This window comes from Streptomyces sp. NPDC001927 (assembly GCF_053594455.1).
Genome location: NZ_JBSFEN010000009.1, coordinates 49,746 through 64,999, shown reverse-complemented (window position 1 = coordinate 64,999; position 15,254 = coordinate 49,746). Strand labels below are relative to the sequence as shown.

At 70.8% G+C, this 15,254-nt stretch carries 17 protein-coding genes; 11 read left to right on the top strand and 6 right to left on the bottom strand.

Translation table 11 applies throughout. From position 1 onward, the window contains the following. Positions 1-38: 38 nt before the first annotated feature. Entirely contained in the window at positions 39-311 is a 273-nt protein-coding gene (locus tag ACWCO8_RS24360; RefSeq protein WP_451034031.1) for a type II toxin-antitoxin system Phd/YefM family antitoxin, read from the bottom strand. Between the two features lie 187 nt (positions 312-498). Here ACWCO8_RS24360 and ACWCO8_RS24355 point away from each other — a divergent pair, with 187 nt between their 5' ends. Further along, positions 499-1,110 carry a rhomboid family intramembrane serine protease gene (locus tag ACWCO8_RS24355; protein WP_451034030.1) on the top strand — a complete coding sequence of 204 codons (612 nt, stop codon included), beginning with the start codon at positions 499-501 and terminating at the stop codon, positions 1,108-1,110. Between the two features lie 138 nt (positions 1,111-1,248). Then, on the top strand, positions 1,249-2,370 hold the full coding sequence (locus ACWCO8_RS24350) for a hypothetical protein (RefSeq protein WP_451034029.1): 1,122 nt from the start codon (positions 1,249-1,251) through the stop codon (positions 2,368-2,370). Between the two features lie 19 nt (positions 2,371-2,389). Here ACWCO8_RS24350 and mqnP read toward each other — a convergent pair whose 3' ends face one another. After that, entirely contained in the window at positions 2,390-3,292 is a 903-nt protein-coding gene (gene mqnP, locus ACWCO8_RS24345; protein ID WP_362012968.1) for a menaquinone biosynthesis prenyltransferase MqnP, read from the bottom strand. Beyond that, positions 3,289-4,746 carry a menaquinone biosynthesis decarboxylase gene (locus ACWCO8_RS24340; RefSeq protein ID WP_451034028.1) on the bottom strand — a complete coding sequence of 486 codons (1,458 nt, stop codon included), beginning with the start codon at positions 4,744-4,746 and terminating at the stop codon, positions 3,289-3,291. Before ACWCO8_RS24340 ends, mqnP begins: the two co-directional genes overlap by 4 nt. A gap of 89 nt (positions 4,747-4,835) precedes the next feature. Between ACWCO8_RS24340 and ACWCO8_RS24335 the strand changes: the two genes are divergently transcribed. Both ACWCO8_RS24335 and ACWCO8_RS24330 read left to right on the top strand, forming a co-directional pair. Next, positions 4,836-5,261 (top strand): PLD nuclease N-terminal domain-containing protein, encoded by a 426-nt coding sequence (locus tag ACWCO8_RS24335; protein WP_451034027.1) that lies wholly within the window; start codon positions 4,836-4,838, stop codon positions 5,259-5,261. Next, positions 5,261-6,145, top strand: coding sequence for a LysR family transcriptional regulator (locus ACWCO8_RS24330; protein ID WP_451034026.1), 885 nt, complete (start codon positions 5,261-5,263; stop codon positions 6,143-6,145). Before ACWCO8_RS24335 ends, ACWCO8_RS24330 begins: the two co-directional genes overlap by 1 nt. On the opposite strand, the gene ACWCO8_RS24325 is transcribed toward ACWCO8_RS24330, so the two are convergent. Both ACWCO8_RS24325 and ACWCO8_RS24320 read right to left on the bottom strand, forming a co-directional pair. Then, positions 6,048-6,989 carry a DMT family transporter gene (locus tag ACWCO8_RS24325; RefSeq protein WP_451034025.1) on the bottom strand — a complete coding sequence of 314 codons (942 nt, stop codon included), beginning with the start codon at positions 6,987-6,989 and terminating at the stop codon, positions 6,048-6,050. The genes ACWCO8_RS24330 and ACWCO8_RS24325 overlap by 98 nt on opposite strands. A gap of 88 nt (positions 6,990-7,077) precedes the next feature. Continuing rightward, a complete protein-coding gene (locus ACWCO8_RS24320; protein ID WP_451034024.1) occupies positions 7,078-7,278 on the bottom strand; it encodes a hypothetical protein in 201 nt (66 codons plus the stop codon). Between the two features lie 376 nt (positions 7,279-7,654). On the opposite strand from ACWCO8_RS24320, the gene ACWCO8_RS24315 reads away from it, so the two are divergent. After that, positions 7,655-7,849 (top strand): hypothetical protein, encoded by a 195-nt coding sequence (locus tag ACWCO8_RS24315; RefSeq protein ID WP_451034023.1) that lies wholly within the window; start codon positions 7,655-7,657, stop codon positions 7,847-7,849. 372 nt (positions 7,850-8,221) lie between these two features. Here ACWCO8_RS24315 and ACWCO8_RS24310 read toward each other — a convergent pair whose 3' ends face one another. Beyond that, positions 8,222-8,557, bottom strand: coding sequence for a hypothetical protein (locus tag ACWCO8_RS24310; protein WP_451034022.1), 336 nt, complete (start codon positions 8,555-8,557; stop codon positions 8,222-8,224). 150 nt (positions 8,558-8,707) lie between these two features. Between ACWCO8_RS24310 and ACWCO8_RS24305 the strand changes: the two genes are divergently transcribed. From ACWCO8_RS24305 to ACWCO8_RS24280, 6 genes are all read left to right on the top strand, one after another. After that, the gene (locus tag ACWCO8_RS24305) at positions 8,708-8,995 is read left to right on the top strand and encodes a GntR family transcriptional regulator (RefSeq protein WP_451034021.1); all 288 of its coding nucleotides are present in this window, start codon (positions 8,708-8,710) and stop codon (positions 8,993-8,995) included. A 665-nt stretch (positions 8,996-9,660) separates the two neighbouring features. Beyond that, entirely contained in the window at positions 9,661-9,996 is a 336-nt protein-coding gene (locus ACWCO8_RS24300; protein ID WP_451034020.1) for a hypothetical protein, read from the top strand. A gap of 156 nt (positions 9,997-10,152) precedes the next feature. Further along, entirely contained in the window at positions 10,153-10,791 is a 639-nt protein-coding gene (locus ACWCO8_RS24295) for an SMI1/KNR4 family protein (protein WP_451034019.1), read from the top strand. Positions 10,792-11,703: 912 nt separating this feature from the next. Beyond that, on the top strand, positions 11,704-12,156 hold the full coding sequence (locus ACWCO8_RS24290) for a nucleoside deaminase (protein WP_451034018.1): 453 nt from the start codon (positions 11,704-11,706) through the stop codon (positions 12,154-12,156). Then, entirely contained in the window at positions 12,149-13,069 is a 921-nt protein-coding gene (locus ACWCO8_RS24285; protein ID WP_451034017.1) for an isopenicillin N synthase family dioxygenase, read from the top strand. Before ACWCO8_RS24290 ends, ACWCO8_RS24285 begins: the two co-directional genes overlap by 8 nt. Before the next feature lie 123 nt (positions 13,070-13,192). Then, positions 13,193-15,253 carry a hypothetical protein gene (locus ACWCO8_RS24280; protein WP_451034016.1) on the top strand — a complete coding sequence of 687 codons (2,061 nt, stop codon included), beginning with the start codon at positions 13,193-13,195 and terminating at the stop codon, positions 15,251-15,253. Position 15,254: the final 1 nt, after the last annotated feature.

The following is a 15,254-nucleotide window of genomic DNA, read 5'->3' as shown; positions in this document are numbered from 1 at the left end:
GACCTTGATCGCAAGGTGCTCCCACACCACGGCATGTGTCATCGCTGAGCCTCGCGATCCTCGGCCTCCAACTGGGCCATGAACTCCTCGTGACTGAGCGGCACCCCGCCCGGATCCGCCTCGCGGCGCGCGGCCTCGGCGATGTCCGCCTCGTCACGCAGGCGCTGGAGTTCGGCGAGCTCCTCTACGGGCACGAGTGCCGCCGCGGGCTTGCCGTACTCGCTGATCAGAATGTGCTCACGGCCGTGGCGGACCCGGCCGACCAACTGGCCCAGCTGGTTGCGGGCTTCCACGAGCGGATAGGTGGCCATGCGGAAACTGTATATACCTGCGGGTCTGTACGGGTTCTCGTTCGCTCCTTCCGGATGAAAGCAGGCCTCGGGGTGCGCCGGACCGGCTCCGGCTCCCGAGTTCCTCCGGCCGGGGCCCACCCGGAGGAACTGGGTAAGGTGTCCCGGACGTTTCCGGGGGGAGGCGCACTGACCGCAGGGGGCTGCGATGACTGATCCGCGGATCGCCGAGTGGAGTTCGACGGACCGGGCCAAGGCCGCCACCAAGCTGATGCTCGTCTGGGTGACCGCCCTCTGGGCCCTCGAAGGCATCGACTACGCGACGGGTCACGCGCTCGACGAGTACGGCATCGTCGCCCGTGATCCCGAGAGCCTCGGCGGGGTCCTCGCCGCGCCGTTCCTGCACTTCGGCTTCGGGCACGTCGCCGCCAACAGCGTCCCGCTGCTCGTCCTCGGCTTCGTCGCGGCGCTCGGCGGCATCCGCCGCTTCCTCGCCGTCTGCGGACTGATCATCCTGGCCGACGGCGTCGGCGTCTGGCTGATCTCCCCGTCGAACTCGATCACCGCCGGCGCGTCCGGCCTGGTCTTCGGCCTCTTCGGCTACCTCGTGGTCCGCGGCTTCGTGGAGCGCAAGCTCCTCGGCATCGCCGTGGGGGTCACGATCGCCGCGGTGTGGGGCGGCAGCATCCTCGCCGGTATCTCCCCCACGAACACGACCGTCAGCTGGCAGGGCCACCTCGTCGGCCTGGTGGCCGGCGCGGGCGCGGCGTTCCTCTTCCGGCCCAAGGCGAAGGACGCGAGGACAGCCCTGACGGGATGACCGCGTGACCCGCCCGGCCGGGCCGGCGTACCCCCAGGGGTGCCCCTGGCTCTGCCCTTGGGGGCCTGGGCCGGTCGACCGGCCCCCGAGAAGAGTGTGGGGGCGCACGTCATGACGTCGGACCCTTCCGGAGCGGCCATGTTCACCCATCGAGACCGCGAAGCGACCGAGGCCACGCAGGGCCCGGCGCACGAGCAGCGGCCCGCGGACCGGGAGCACGGCCATCACCCCGGGCACCAGCACCCCGGACACCTCACGCCCGCGGCCCTCCAGGCCATCCAGCGCAGCGCCGGGAACGCGGCCGCGGTCCGCGCGCTCGGCCGGCAGCACGCGACCGAGCACCCGGCTCAGCACCCGGTCCAGCACGCGATCCAGCGGGCGCACGGAGGCGGCGAGCAGGCGGGCGAGCGGGCGGCCGCGCCCGCCGTCGAGCAGACCGGCCAACCCGCCCCCGCGCAGACCGGCGAGCAAGCCGGCGCGCAAGCCGTCGAAGAGACCGGCCAGCAGGCAGGCACGCTCGCCATCACCAACACCACGCAGGCCGACGAGCAGGCCGGCGGCGCCGCCAAGAAGAAGGAGCCCCCCAAGCCGCGGTACCGGATCCAGATCCAGACGGCGAAGAACAGCCGCACCCACAACCTCGACTACTGGGCGAACCTCTCACTCGGTCACGCCTGGGTCGCCCTCTACAAGGAGGAGGGCGGAAAGGGGACGTGGAAGTCGTACGGCTTCTTCCCCGCCGAGCGGGTCCCCCACGACAAGCCCTTCAAGTCGGTGAAGGGCGTGGTCAAGAGGAACCACGACGAACCGGGCAACGCGACCTCCAAGCTCACCGCGGAGCTCACGGAAGAGCAGTACAACCAGGCGAGGGAGTTCATCCGGTCGAACGAGGGCCACTCCTACAACCTGGCCACGTTCAACTGCACCACCTTCGCCCGCTCGGTCTTCCAGGCCGCGACGGGCGAGTCCGCCCCCGGCCTCGGTCTCCCGCTGCTCGAGAACCCGAACACGCTGCAGGACTCGATCAAGCGGCGCAACGACAAGAAGGGCGCTCCGCGCAAGGGCGAGAACATCAGCGCGGACGTCGGGTCGAACTCGGACTACAACTCGGACTCGGACGGCAGCGTCGACCTCTGGGCCGTGCAGAACCCGACGGGCGGCCTCCGGGAGTTGAACGCGCCCGAGGCCGAGAACGCGGCAGCGGCCGCGCCGCCGGCCCGACCGGCCGCACCGGCCCGCCCGCGCTTCGAGATCGACTGAGACGGAGCGGGCCGACGCTCTAGACCGTCAGGCCCCGCATCACCAGGTCGATCAGCGCGCACAGGAACAGCGAAATGCCGATGAACCCGTTCGTTGTGAAGAACGCGCGGTTGAGCCGGGACAGGTCGTGGGGCTTGACGATCGTGTGCTCGTAGCAGAACGCGGCGACCACGATCACGAGCCCGACCCAGAAGAACGTTCCGGCGTCGGTGGCGAGCGCGTACCAGACCAGCAGGCCCGTCGTGACGACCGCCGAGCCCCGCGCGGCCCAGAGCGCCGCCGGGACGCCGAAGCGGGCCGGGACCGATTTCACGCCCTCGGCGCGGTCCGCCTGGACGTCCTGGCAGGCGAAGATCAGGTCGAAGCCGCCGATCCAGATCCCGACCGCGAGCCCGAGGATCACCGCGTCCCAGGACCAGGTGCCCGTCACGGCGAGCCAGGCCCCGATCGGCCCTATGGCCTGCGCGAGGCCGAGGATCGCGTGCGGGAAGTTCGTGAACCTCTTGCCGTACGGATAGACGACCATCGGCACCACGGCGAGCGGCGCGAGCGCCAGGCAGAGCGGGTTGAGCAGCGCCGCCGCCCCGAGGAAGACGACGACGGCGATCCCCGCCCCCGTCCACGCGGACCGCACCGACACCGCGCCGGTCACCAGCTCGCGGCCGGCCGTCCGCGGGTTACGGGCGTCGATCTCCCGGTCGATGATCCGGTTGCAGGCCATCGCGAAGGTCCGCAGCCCCACCATGCAGACGGTGACGAGCAGCAGCTTGCCCCAGTGGATGTTCTTGTCCAGCTGGAACATCGCGGTCAGCGAGGCGATGTACGCGAACGGCAGCGCGAACACCGAGTGCTCGATCATCACCAGACGCAGGAACGCCTTCGTACGCCCCGGCCGGGCGCCGGGTACGGCCGCGGTGGTCACAGGCCGTACTCCTTCCAGCGGCGGTCCACGAGGGCCGCCGTCGCCGGGTCCGACTCCACCATGTCCGGCCAGCCGCCGTCCCGGGTGTAGCCCTCCTCGGGGAGCTTCTTCGTCGCGTCGATGCCCGCCTTGCCGCCCCAGAACTGCTGGTACGAGGAGTGGTCGAGGTGGTCCACAGGACCCTCGACGACGGTCAGGTCGCGGGAGTAGTCGGTGTTCCCGAGCGCCCGCCAGGACACCTCGTGCAGGTCGTGGACGTCGCAGTCCTTGTCCACCACGATGATCAGCTTCGTCAGCGACATCATGTGCGCGCCCCAGATGGCGTGCATGACCTTCTGCGCGTGCTTCGGGTACTTCTTGTCGATCGAGACGATCGCGCAGTTGTGGAAGCCGCCCGACTCGGGCAGGTGGTAGTCCACGATGTCCGGCACGATGATCTTCAGGAGCGGCAGGAAGAACCGCTCCGTCGCGCGGCCCAGCGGACCGTCCTCGGTCGGCGGCCGGCCTACCACGATCGACTGCAGCAGCGGACGCTTCCGCATGGTGACGCAGTCGATCTTCAGCGCGGGGAACGGCTCCTGCGGGGTGTAGAACCCGGTGTGGTCGCCGAACGGCCCCTCCGGGAGCATCTCGCCCGGCTCGAGCCAGCCCTCGATGACGACCTCGGCCTGCGCCGGCACCTGCAGCGGCACGGTCTTGCAGTCGACCATCTCGATCCGCTTGCCCTGCACGAAGCCCGCGAACAGGTACTCGTCGATGTCACCGGGCAGCGGAGCCGTCGACGCGTACGTCACGGCCGGCGGACAGCCGAAGGCGATGGCGACCGGCAGCCGCTCCCCCTTCGCGGCGGCCACCGCGTAGTGGTTCCGGCTGTCCTTGTGGATCTGCCAGTGCATGCCGATGGTGCGCTTGTCGTGCCGCTGGAGCCGGTAGAGCCCGAGGTTCCGGACACCCGTCTCGGGGTGCTTGGTGTGGGTGAGCCCCAGGTTGAAGAAGGACCCGCCGTCCTTGGGCCAGGTGAAGAGCGCGGGCAGCATGTCCAGGTCGACGTCGTCGCCGGTGAGGACCACCTCCTGCACGGGGGCGTTCTCGGCCTTCACCTTCTTCGGCGGCACGTGGACCATCGAGCCCAGCTTGCCGAAGGCCTCCCGTACGCCGACGAAGCCCTGCGGCAGCTCGGGCTTGAGCAGCCCGCCGATCTTGTCGGAGATGTCCTCGTACGACTTCAGGCCCAGCGCCTTGAGCAGCCGCCGGTCGGTGCCGAAGACGTTCATCGCGAGCGGCATGGCGGAGCCCTTGACGTTCTCGAAGAGAAGCGCCGGACCCCCTGCCTTGTTCACCCGGTCGACGATCTCCCCGACCTCCAGGTACGGATCGACTTCGGCCTTGATGCGCTTGAGGTCGCCTTCGCGCTCCAGCGCCCTGAGCAGCGAGCGGAGATCGTCGTAAGCCATAGGGGCAAGTATCGGTCACCGGCTAGGCTTGACCTGTCACCGGGGCCGACGAAACGTTCCCCGCCACTGTTTCCAGGGGGCTGTCCCACATGCTCAGGGCGCTGATGTTCATCCTGCCGCTGGCGCTGACGATCTACGCCTTCATCGACTGCCTCAACACCCCCGAGGACGAGGCCAAGCACCTGCCGAAGGTCGTCTGGGTCATCATCATCCTGCTGTTCTGGATCGTCGGCCCGATCGTGTGGTTCGCCGCGGGCAAGATGCGCAAGGCCCCGGCCGGCGGCCGTACGCCCTCGGAGTGGCACCGCAACCACCGCACCGAGTGGGTCGCGCCGGACGACAACCCAGAGTTCCTCAAGTCCATCCGCGAAGAGGCTGTGTCTGATGAGAAGCGGGCGAAGGACGAGTCCCTCCTCAAGGACTGGGAGGCGGACCTGCGCCGCCGCGAGGAGGAACTGAAGAACCGCGAACAGGACGAGGGCAAGAGCGGGGACAAGGACAAGGACAACGGCTGATGGAGCTGAGGCTCCTGGTCACGTTCGAGAAGGTCGCGACCGTCCTCTCCTTCACCCGCGCCGCGACGGAACTGCGGTACGCCCAGTCCAGCGTGACCAGCCAGATCCGTGCCCTGGAGTCCTCGCTCGGCGTGGAGCTCTTCGAGCGGCTCGGCAGCCGCATCCGCCTCACGGAGGCGGGTGAACGCCTCGTCCCGTACGCCCGCCGGATCATCGAGCTGACGGAAGAGGCAAGGACGGCGGTCGCGGAGACGGACGTACCGGCGGGGACGATCGCGATCGGCACGATGGAGTCCCTGACCTCCTACCGCCTGCCGCCCCTGCTGGAGCTCTTCCACCACCGCTACCCGAAGGTCCAGCTGTCGCTGCGGACCACCCTCGGCGACGAGACGCGGCAGGCGCTGCGCCAGGGGACGTACGACATCGGCTTCCTGATGGAGCCGGACACGGAGCACGCGGGCCTGGAGAGCGAGATCCTGGCCCCGGAACCCCTGGCCCTGGTCGCCTCACCCCGCCACCCTCTCGCGGCCCGTACGTCCCTGACTCCGGCGGACCTGGCGGCCGCGCAACTGGTGGGCACCGAGCCGGGCTGCCCGTACCGCGACCTCTTCGAGGCGGCGCTCAGCGAGTGGGCGCCGCCGTTCATGGAGTTCGGCACGATCGAGGCGACGAAGCGGGGCGTGGCGAGCGGCCTGGGCATCGCGCTGGTCCCCAGGATCACGGTGGCGGAGGAGCTGTCGTCCGGGGTGCTGGTGGAGCTGGACTGGAAGGTCCCGTTCACGCTCTTCACGCAGATCGCGTGGAGGCGGGGGAAGCGGCTTCCGGCGCATGTGCGGCTGTTCGTGGAGCAGGCGCGGCGACTGGTGTCGGAGCAGCGAGCGTGACCTTGAGGCTCGCGAGAACGATCAGTGGAACCCCGAGGGCCTGCACCACCCCGATGTGATGCCCGTACACGGCCCAGTCGGCGAGCATGGCGACGGCGGGGTAGGTGAAGGCGAGCACGGCGATCTTGGCGGTGGGCAGCTTCTGGTAGGCGGCGTACATCAACACGTACATGACCCCGGTGTGGATGAACCCGAGCCCGACGAGCCAGGCCCACCCCATGCCGAGGCCTGCGGTCTCCCCGAACCGAACGAAGGGGAGCAGCAGCGGCAGCCCGACAAGAACCTGCACGAGCGCGACGAGATGCGGCCGTACCCCGCTGACGCGCTTGGTGACGACGGTGGAGAGCGCGTAGAGCACGGCGGCGGCGAGGGCGAGCCCGAGCCCCTTGAGGGAGGCGGTGTCCCCGGGCCGTATGCCGGACACGAGCACGAGCCCGACGAAGGCGACCCCGAGCCAGCCGAACTTGGCGGCGGTGATCCGCTCCCGGAAGAGCACGGCGCCGAGGACCACCAGGAAGAACGGCTGGGTGTGGTAGACGACGGTGGCGAAGGAGATCGAGGTCGCCTCGTACGCCTCGAACAGGAACACCCAGTTGAAGACGATGAACACCCCACCGAGGGCGGCCATCCCCAGCTTCTTCGCCGTGAACCCGTGCCCGCGGAAGTACCCCCGCAGGAGGCTGTACACCCCGAGGGCGACGGCCCCGAAGAGGCACCGGAAGAACACCACGGTGAAGGGCGAAGCCCCGGACTCGACGACGAAGATGCCGAGGGTGCCGGAGAGCACCATGGCCAGGGTCAACTCGACGGTTCCCCGGGCCTGCGTCCCACTCTCGTTTCTCATGCCCCCGACGGTACGAACGGCCCCGGTGGCGGGTCCACGAGCCGGCGGGGCGTCCTCTCGATGGGCCCATCGGCCCGACCGATGGGGCTCAGTTGTTGGAGCCCACGGTGTTGTCGTGACCGGCGTTGAACACGTCGTCCTCGGCGAACTGGAGCCAGTCGCCGAACACGATGGTGTGCGAGTCCTCCGGCTCGTAGTTGACATAGACATCGGCGCTCGCGACCCCGGCGGTGCCGAGGACGAGGGCACCGGCGGCGAGGGCGGTCAGCAGGGAACGCAGGGAACGCATGGCGGAGACCTCTCGGTAGAACGGCGGATTGCTCGGCAAGCTAAGACCACCCGCGGCGCGTGCTCCGCACACCTGGCCGGTACGTTCCGGGGCTTCAGCCGATCGGCGGCAACTGCTCCGACCGCTGCCGGTGGCCCGCCCGCCGGCGAGTAATCCGCTCGATTCGACGGTCGAGGCCATGGCACGATGCGCGGCATGACGACGACGAACCGAAAGGTCCATGCCGCGTAGGCGGCAAGGACACGCCCCGGCCGGGGTCCCCCGCCACCGGACGCGAAAGGGCCGTCCGGCCCTCGACGGGCTGTCCGCGCGTGCGGTGTCCGAGATCTTCCATCTCGAGGACTCCCGCAACTATCTCCAGCCAGGAGACGTCATCTTGGCTCTGCACCTGTGGAAGGACTACGCCCGCCGTCCCGCGCGCGAGCAGTGGCAGGACGACGAGTCGGGCGAGCCGTACTGGAGCTGCTGCGGCAACCCACTCGAAGCCCGCGCACTCCTCGACACCGTGATCGGGGCCCTGTCGCCTCGAAGCGCCCGCGAACTCCGGGAGATCGTCAGCCGGTTCGACTGACGCGCGTGGCTTCCGCGTCATCGAACAGCCGAGCCGATCAAGCGCCGTGAGCCGGATGACAGAAGCACCCGCAGACGAGATGGCGAACTCCTTCCGCGCCGCTGTCACGGTGCACCCCGTCCCGGCAGCCGTCGTGGCGGCCCACGATGCAGCGGGGTGACCGGAACTCCGGCTCGGGCTCGCCTGCGAGGGCGCGGGTCAGGAGGGAGACGCTCACGGCATCGGCGATCTCCGGGGTCACCCACCAGGCGTCCCCCGCACGGTCACGGTGCGGACCGTCGTGCCCCGGCGCGAGGACGCAGACCGATCCCGCGCACACCGCGCGCATCACTTCCACGACGGCGACCACGGGCCGCCGCGCCCCACAACGGCTCAACGGACGCCCCCCGCATGGATGTTCCGCCGGTCGACGTCCACCCCGACCGTGGCCAGCCACAACATCTGCCGGCGCCTGCGCTGCACGTAGGGCCGCTCCAGGGGAGAGCGGGCGCCGTCGAGGAGCAGCGTCTGCTCGTGGGCGTAGGGGGAGCGGCGGGTGGGGGTGTGGTGGCGCGGCGCGGCGGGTGGGGGTGTGGGGCGGGGGTGGGGAACCGGGCGGGGGCGGAGGACCGGGCGGGGGCGGAGGACCGGGCGGGGGCGGTGCCTGCCGGTGGGCGGCAGGGTCAGGACGAGCAGCCAGATCAGTAGGCGCGCGATAGGGTTCCGCACGTCATCAACTCCTGTTGCAGTTGGTGGCCATGCCCCGGGAGGTCTAGCCACCTCGCCGGGGTTTTCGTGTCACACGAGCCTACGAGGCATGTATAGCTCTGTATAGCTCACCAGTGGTTCGCACAGGTCTTCGATGCTTACGTTGGACGGGTGACCGACCGCAACCAGATCCCCGAGTTCGACCCGCAGGGCCCGCAGCTGGTGTACGTCGCGGTGGCCGACCACATCGCCGCTCGTGTAGCGGCCGGCGAGTTGAGTCCAGGCGCCCGACTGCCGGCCGAGCGAGACCTCGCGGAGGAGTACGGCGTCGCCTACCTCACGGTCCGTCGCGCAGCCCGGGTCCTGCGCGAGCGGGGCCTGATCCTGACCGTCCACGGCAAGGGCACGTTCGTCGCCGACCCGCTCCCGACGGACGAGGGTCAGGGAACGGAGGCCTAAGAAAGGCTCTCGGGCCGAACGCGGCCGCGAGCTTCTGGTGGGGCCGCCCTCTCTCCGAGAGTCGCACCTTCCACCGCCGCGTCAAGGGCGCTCCCTCCGGTCGCGTCGCTCCGCGATGGCCTACGGCCACCCTTGACCCGACGCCTCCAGGCGCGAAAACACTCTCGGAGGGCGCCCCGGGGGCGTGGCCACGGGGAACGGCGGGAATCGCTGCGGCGGCGAGTCCGGCTTGCGGCCCGGTGGGTGGGGGGCCGGGCATCGCTCCGGTCGGAGGGGTCCCTTGCGCCCGGTGGGTGGGGGCTCGGTTTGTGGCGGGGGCGGGGAAGCTGGTGCCGGTCGGCTCTGGGTGCGCGGCAGTGGAATGGGGCGGTGACGGCACCGGCTCAGCGGCCGGCGGTCGCGGCTCGGCTGGGCTTCACGCCCCGCCGATTACTCCCGGTGGGTCCCAAATCCCCTGCGGGAGCAACTTGTTGGGCCCTAAGTGCAGCGAACTTCGCATAGCCGCAGACGGATGGCAGCGATTGCTGGACGTGTCGGCTATGCGGGAGCGAGTTCGGGGCCAAACGTGCGGCGGCCCGAGGCGTTGGAACCCCCAACGGAATGCCCTACGCGGTCTTGGGGCCCGGCCCGGGGTCGTGAACGAACGCGGTTGTTAGTGTCCGGACGTGACACTGACCGACCTCAACACCGGCTTTCGTGATGACGAGCAGCGGCGGTGCGTCCAGAGGGTCATTCATGATCGCCTCGCAGACGACCGTGACCCACAGGAATGCCGCTTCCTCATGCGGTTCTGGTGGCAGCTGGTCATGTCGTACCAAGAGGTGTCGATGGACGAGCTCAGCGTGAACGTCGGTAAGCCGAAGCTGGATGTGATCGAAGCGCTGATCAGCGCCATCAGGTCGTCCCATGCCGAGATCGATGCGTGGATCGCCACCACACAGCGCGTCTTCCCGGTGATCCAGGATCGCGGCTTCAGGGCCGCCCAGGACAGCGACAGTTAACGAGGCCGGAGCTTCACGAACCCACGCGAGCAATTGTTGCTACCGGGCAAATCGGGCGTCCGGTGTCGACTTCGGGGGCAAACGTGCAGACAGGTGGCGATCCGGCAGTTGGGCCCGGCCTTCTGTGGCCGTGCAGCCGGGTGCGAAACTCTGGCCGTGTCCGAGGAGCTGTCGCGCTGGTATCGAGGCCGCTTGGTCGTGGGGCCGTTCAGGCCGTACGTAGGCGGCGAGGTGGAAGCGCTCGAACGGGAGATCGGCCTGCCGCTGCCGTCCTCGTACCGATCCTTCCTGGAAGCGGCGGGTGGGGAGAGTCTCCCGTACTCGGTGCGGTTGTCGGCCTGTGGGCCGGAGCCGTTCCAGAGCTTCGACGATCTCTACCAGCTCGGCCGTGACAGCGACGGTGGCTATGGCTGGGGCACCCTGCTGGGTGAGTGCCGCCGAAGCCGTGACGGGTGGCTTGCCCGTGAGGTCTCGCTGGTCGGCCTTCTCCCGATCGCCCGCAACGGCGGCAGCGACACACTGTTCCTGGACCTGAACCCGGCCACCCAGGGCCGGCTTCATGCCTTCGTTCACGGCATCCCTCACCCCGGGTACCTGTCGAAGGGGGTCTTCACGAGCGTCGCCGACGACTTCGACGCATACCTCGACAGCCTCGTGGTCGAGCCGGACCTCGCGGAGGACGCCTGGGCCGATGTCGTCGACAGCGACCCCACCGACCCATGGCGGCGAACCGTCGAGGAATGGCTGGACAAGGAATTGCCGGGCTGGCGCGCCGAGCCGTGGGCAGCGGCCTGAACTCCCGGGCCGTCAGCCCCAATGACGCCGGGTGGTGACCAGCCGGGCATGAAGCTCGGCCGCCCGTCTGGCGTCAGTCACTGAGCCGGTGCCGTCACCGCGCCAGCGCCTCAAGCACGCACGTTTGCCCCCGAACTCGCCCCCGCGTAGTCGATATCCCCGGCAATCGCCGCCGTCCGTGTGTGGCTATGCGGAGTTCGCTGCACTTAGGGCCCAACCGTGGTTCCCGCAGGGGATTTGGGACCCGCCGGGAGCAATCAGCGGGGCATGAGGCTCAGCCGAGCCTCGGCCGGTGGCCGCTGAGCCGGTGCCGTCACCGCCCCATTCCACTGCCGCGCACCCAGAGCCGACCAGCACCGATGCCCCACACCCCCGCCACAAACCGAGCCCCCACCCACCGGGCGCGAGAGACCCGCCCGACCCGAGCGATACCCGGCCCCCCACCCACCGGACGCAAGGGACCCACCCCGCCCAGCCAATCCCCAAGCCCCCACCCACCGGGGGCAACGCATCAGCCCGACCGGAGCGATACCCGGCCCCCACCCCACCGAGCAGCAGGCCACCCCCATGCCGGAGCGATACCCGGCCCCCCCAACCCACCGGCCTGCAAGCCGGACTCGCCACCGCAGCGATCCCCGCCCTTCCCCGTGGCCACGCCCCCCGGCCGCCCCCCGAGTAAAAGCAGGCGGCCGGAGGGGGTGGGTCAAGGGTGGCCGTAGGCCATCGCGAAGCGACGCGACCGCAGGGAGCGCCCTTGACGCACCCCCTCCGGCCGCCACACTCAGAACGAGGGCGGCCGAACCAGAAGCCCGCGAAGAGCCCGACACCCGACCCCCAAGGAAGCCCCCGCCCCGTACCCCTTCACCCCTCCCCCGCGTGAGGCGAGCCGCCCTCCGGGGAAGGCTCCTCCCCGTGGACCAAGAACAGGCACACCAATGGCTCGCCACCGCCCTCGCCGAGGCCCGGGCCGGACGGGACGAAGGTGGGATTCCGATCGGCGCCGCGCTCTACGCCGCCGACGGGACCCTGCTCGGGCGGGGGCGGAATCGGCGGGTGCAGGACGGGGACCCCTCCCTGCACGCCGAGACCGCCGCCTTTCGCGCGGCCGGGCGGCAGCGGTCGTACCGCGGGACCACCATGGTGACGACGCTCTCGCCGTGCTGGTACTGCTCCGGGCTCGTTCGGCAGTTCGGGATCTCGCGGGTGGTCGTCGGGGAGGCGGAGACCTTCCGGGGCGGCGACGAGTGGCTGGCCGAGCACGGGGTGGAGATCGTCCACCTCCACGATCCCGAATGCATCGCGCTCATGCGGGAGTTCGTCGCCCAACACCCCGCGCTCTGGAATGAGGACATCGGACATGAGTGAAGCCAGCCCTTCCGCCGGCCTCCCCACCATCGACCTCGCCCGCGACCCCGCCCCCCAGCTCCCCGCCGTCGACCGTGCCCTGCGTGACGCCGGGTTTCTGCTGGTCAGCGGGCATGGGGTCGAGCCGGGGCTGCGGGCCGAGATCCGGGACGTCGCCCGGCGGTTCTTCCACCTCCCCGCCGCCATGAAGGAGCCGTACGCCGTCCGCGTCGGTGGGCGCGGGTGGCTCGGGCCCGGGGCGGAGGCGAACGGGTACGCGGAGGGGACCGTCACCCCGCCCGACCTGAAGGAGTCGCTCTCCTTCGCGGCCGACCGACCCACCGGCGACCCCGTCATCGACGCCGAGTGGTTCCTGCCCAACACCTGGCCCGCAGAGGTGCCCGAGCTGAAGCCGCTCGTCCAGACCTACCTCACGCAGATGCAGACGCTCTCCGACCACGTCCTCGATCTTCTCGGCGAAGCCCTCGGCGAGGAGCGGGACTTCTTCACCCGCCACACCGGGCACCCCACCTTCGGCTTCAACATCAACTGGTACCCGGGGCGCGAGCGGACCGGTGAGCCCGAGCCCGGGCAGTTCCGGATCGGGCCGCACACCGACTTCGGCACGGTCACGCTCCTCGACCGGCAGGCCGGCAAGGGCGGGCTCCAGGTGTACACGGACACGCACGGCTGGCAGGACGCGCCGTACGACCCCGACGCCTTCACCGTCAATATCGGGGACTTGATGGCGGGTTGGACCGGGACGCGCTGGCGCTCCGGCCGGCATCGCGTGCTGCCGCCGCCCGCCGACGTACCCACCGAGGAGCTGATCTCGCTCGTCTACTTCTACGAGTGCAACCCCGGCACCACCATCCACGGCATCGTGTCCCACTCCTACCTCCGGGGCCAACTCGACGCGATTGCCACGGACTGACCCCTTCCACGCAACAGACCCACAACAGACCCACAACAGAGTCGAAAGGGCAGCCGCGATTCCAACACCCCGTCGATATCCTGGAGTTGAGGTTGACCGGTGGCGTGACGGGGGTGGCGGCACGTGGACAGGGAGCTGTACGGGCGGGAGGCGGTCTTCCAGGACGCCGGGCTCGCCTCGCGACTGATCGGGCTCACGCCGTACCGCTATGCCCGTACCCCGTACGAGCACGCCGACGACCCGCCCGTCACCGTCTTCACCGGCGGCCGGGGCATGGGCAAGACCGCCCTGCTGAAGCAGGTGCGCAACGCCTACAAGGCCGCCACGCCGCTCGCCCTGCTCGACTGCGCGCACATCGAGCCGCCCGCCGACCACGGCCCCGGCTGGAACCCGCTCACCGGCGCCCTCGCCGAGCTCGCCGTCCAGTTGTCGCCGCGCGTGCTCGCCGCGAAGCCCGTGCAGTTCCCGCGGCTCTCGCTCGGTCTCGTCGCCGTCGCCTCCATCAGCTGGTCCCAGGAGGACGACGAGCGGGCCCGGCGCGACCTGCAGCGGCTCGGGCCGGTCCTGTCGACCGTCGACGCGGCCAAGGGCGCCGCCGCGAACTGGGTCACCAAGGTCCTCGCCAAGCTCGCCGCCAACTTCGCCGAGGCGACCGCCCCGATGGCCGGGCTGCTCGCCGAGGCCACCGTCGAGACGGTCCTGGAGGAGGTGTTCGGCCGCTTCCAGCAGAAGGCCGAGAGCTGGTACGGGACGTACCGGAACGCGGGCGGACGCGGCACGTCCGGGCTCCAGCAGCTCGCGATGGACTTCTCGCAGGGCGGCGGCCGCCGCCGCGAGGCCGAGGACTTCCTCGTCGGCGCCCTCGTCGAGGACCTGGCCCGCGCCTTCACCGGCCTCGCCAACCGCGGCGCCCGCCGAGGCAGACCCGTGCTCCTCCTCGACAACGCCCACGAGCCGCTCGGCCGGCGCCTGATCGAGCCGATCCTGCGGGCCCGCGCCGACGGCCGCCGCGACCGGGTCGTCGTCATCGCCGCCTCCCGCGTCCGCGACCACGACGGCATCCGGCACGCGACCCGGCTGCGGCTGCCCGAGACCGCGCACCGCGCGCCCTGCCCGCGCGGCCCGGACGTCACCTCCGGCATCCTCGCCGTCGAACTGCCCCCGCTGTCGCCCGCCCAGACCCGCAGCGCCTTCGACCGCTTCGACCCGGCCGGCCGCACCCCCGCCGAACTGGCCCGCGCCGTCCACCGGCTGACCGGCGGCCGGCCCCTCGGCGTGGTCCTCCTCGGCCGCGCGGCCGGCGAGGCACCGGCCGACCAGAAGCCCTCGCTGACCCCCGGCGCGCTCCTGGACCTGACCGTGGAACTGCGCGAGGACAGCGCGCCCGTTCCAGTCGCGCCCACCCTCCTCGAAGAGCTCCTGCCCGGTCTGCGCCACGGCCCCTTCGCCGTCCTCGCCGCCGCCCACGACGAGGACTCGGCCCGGATGCTCGCCCGGACCCGGCTGCGCGGCGAGTCCCTCGACGGCGACATGGCGCTGCGCGTACGGGACCTGCTGCGCGCCGAGGACTGGCCCGAGGGCCCCGAGCGCTTCGTCGCCGACCCGCTGCTGCGCGCCCTGCTCCTGCACCGGCTCCGCTTCGAGGACGGCGAGGAGTACGCGACCTGGCGCGCCGTCCACGAGACCCTGCACCGGCACTACGCCCCCGGGCCCGTCCCGTACCGGCTGCACCAGGAGCTGGCGCTCGGCCGCACCGACGACGCGGTGACGCACCTGCGCGTCACGTTCCCCGAGGCGGACGTCCTCGGCTGGCTCGACCGGCTCCGGTTCATCACCTCGGCACCGTACCCACGGGAGAGACACCACCCCGATCGGCCCGATCCGCGCCGGGCGACCGCGCTCGGCCAGGTCACCGGCGACCCGCTGCCGGCCACGTACGACGACGACACCGTCGAACTCCACCTCTCGCTGCGGCGGTTGCTGCACGCCGTCTGGCTGCTCACCGATCCGCTCGCGCTGCCCGACGAGGCGGTCACCGACAAGCTGGCGCACGAGCTGCGCCAGCTCTCCGGCCGCCACCGCACGGGGAACAGTCCGCTCTGGGACGCGGCCACCCACTGGCCGAGGGACATCCGCGCCTGGCGGGGCCTCTCGCTCCCGCCCGGCACGGAGAACGGAGACTGAG

What these genes read in the sequence shown, in the direction of transcription:
- ACWCO8_RS24360 (WP_451034031.1), bottom strand. Translation starts at nt 311, where the DNA reads ATGGCCACCTATCCGCTCGTGGAAGCCCGCAACCAGCTGGGCCAGTTG.
- ACWCO8_RS24355 (WP_451034030.1), top strand. Translation starts at nt 499, where the DNA reads ATGACTGATCCGCGGATCGCCGAGTGGAGTTCGACGGACCGGGCCAAG.
- ACWCO8_RS24350 (WP_451034029.1), top strand. Translation starts at nt 1,249, where the DNA reads ATGTTCACCCATCGAGACCGCGAAGCGACCGAGGCCACGCAGGGCCCG.
- ACWCO8_RS24340 (WP_451034028.1), bottom strand. Translation starts at nt 4,746, where the DNA reads ATGGCTTACGACGATCTCCGCTCGCTGCTCAGGGCGCTGGAGCGCGAA.
- ACWCO8_RS24335 (WP_451034027.1), top strand. Translation starts at nt 4,836, where the DNA reads ATGCTCAGGGCGCTGATGTTCATCCTGCCGCTGGCGCTGACGATCTAC.
- ACWCO8_RS24330 (WP_451034026.1), top strand. Translation starts at nt 5,261, where the DNA reads ATGGAGCTGAGGCTCCTGGTCACGTTCGAGAAGGTCGCGACCGTCCTC.
- ACWCO8_RS24325 (WP_451034025.1), bottom strand. Translation starts at nt 6,989, where the DNA reads ATGAGAAACGAGAGTGGGACGCAGGCCCGGGGAACCGTCGAGTTGACC.
- ACWCO8_RS24320 (WP_451034024.1), bottom strand. Translation starts at nt 7,278, where the DNA reads ATGCGTTCCCTGCGTTCCCTGCTGACCGCCCTCGCCGCCGGTGCCCTC.
- ACWCO8_RS24285 (WP_451034017.1), top strand. Translation starts at nt 12,149, where the DNA reads ATGAGTGAAGCCAGCCCTTCCGCCGGCCTCCCCACCATCGACCTCGCC.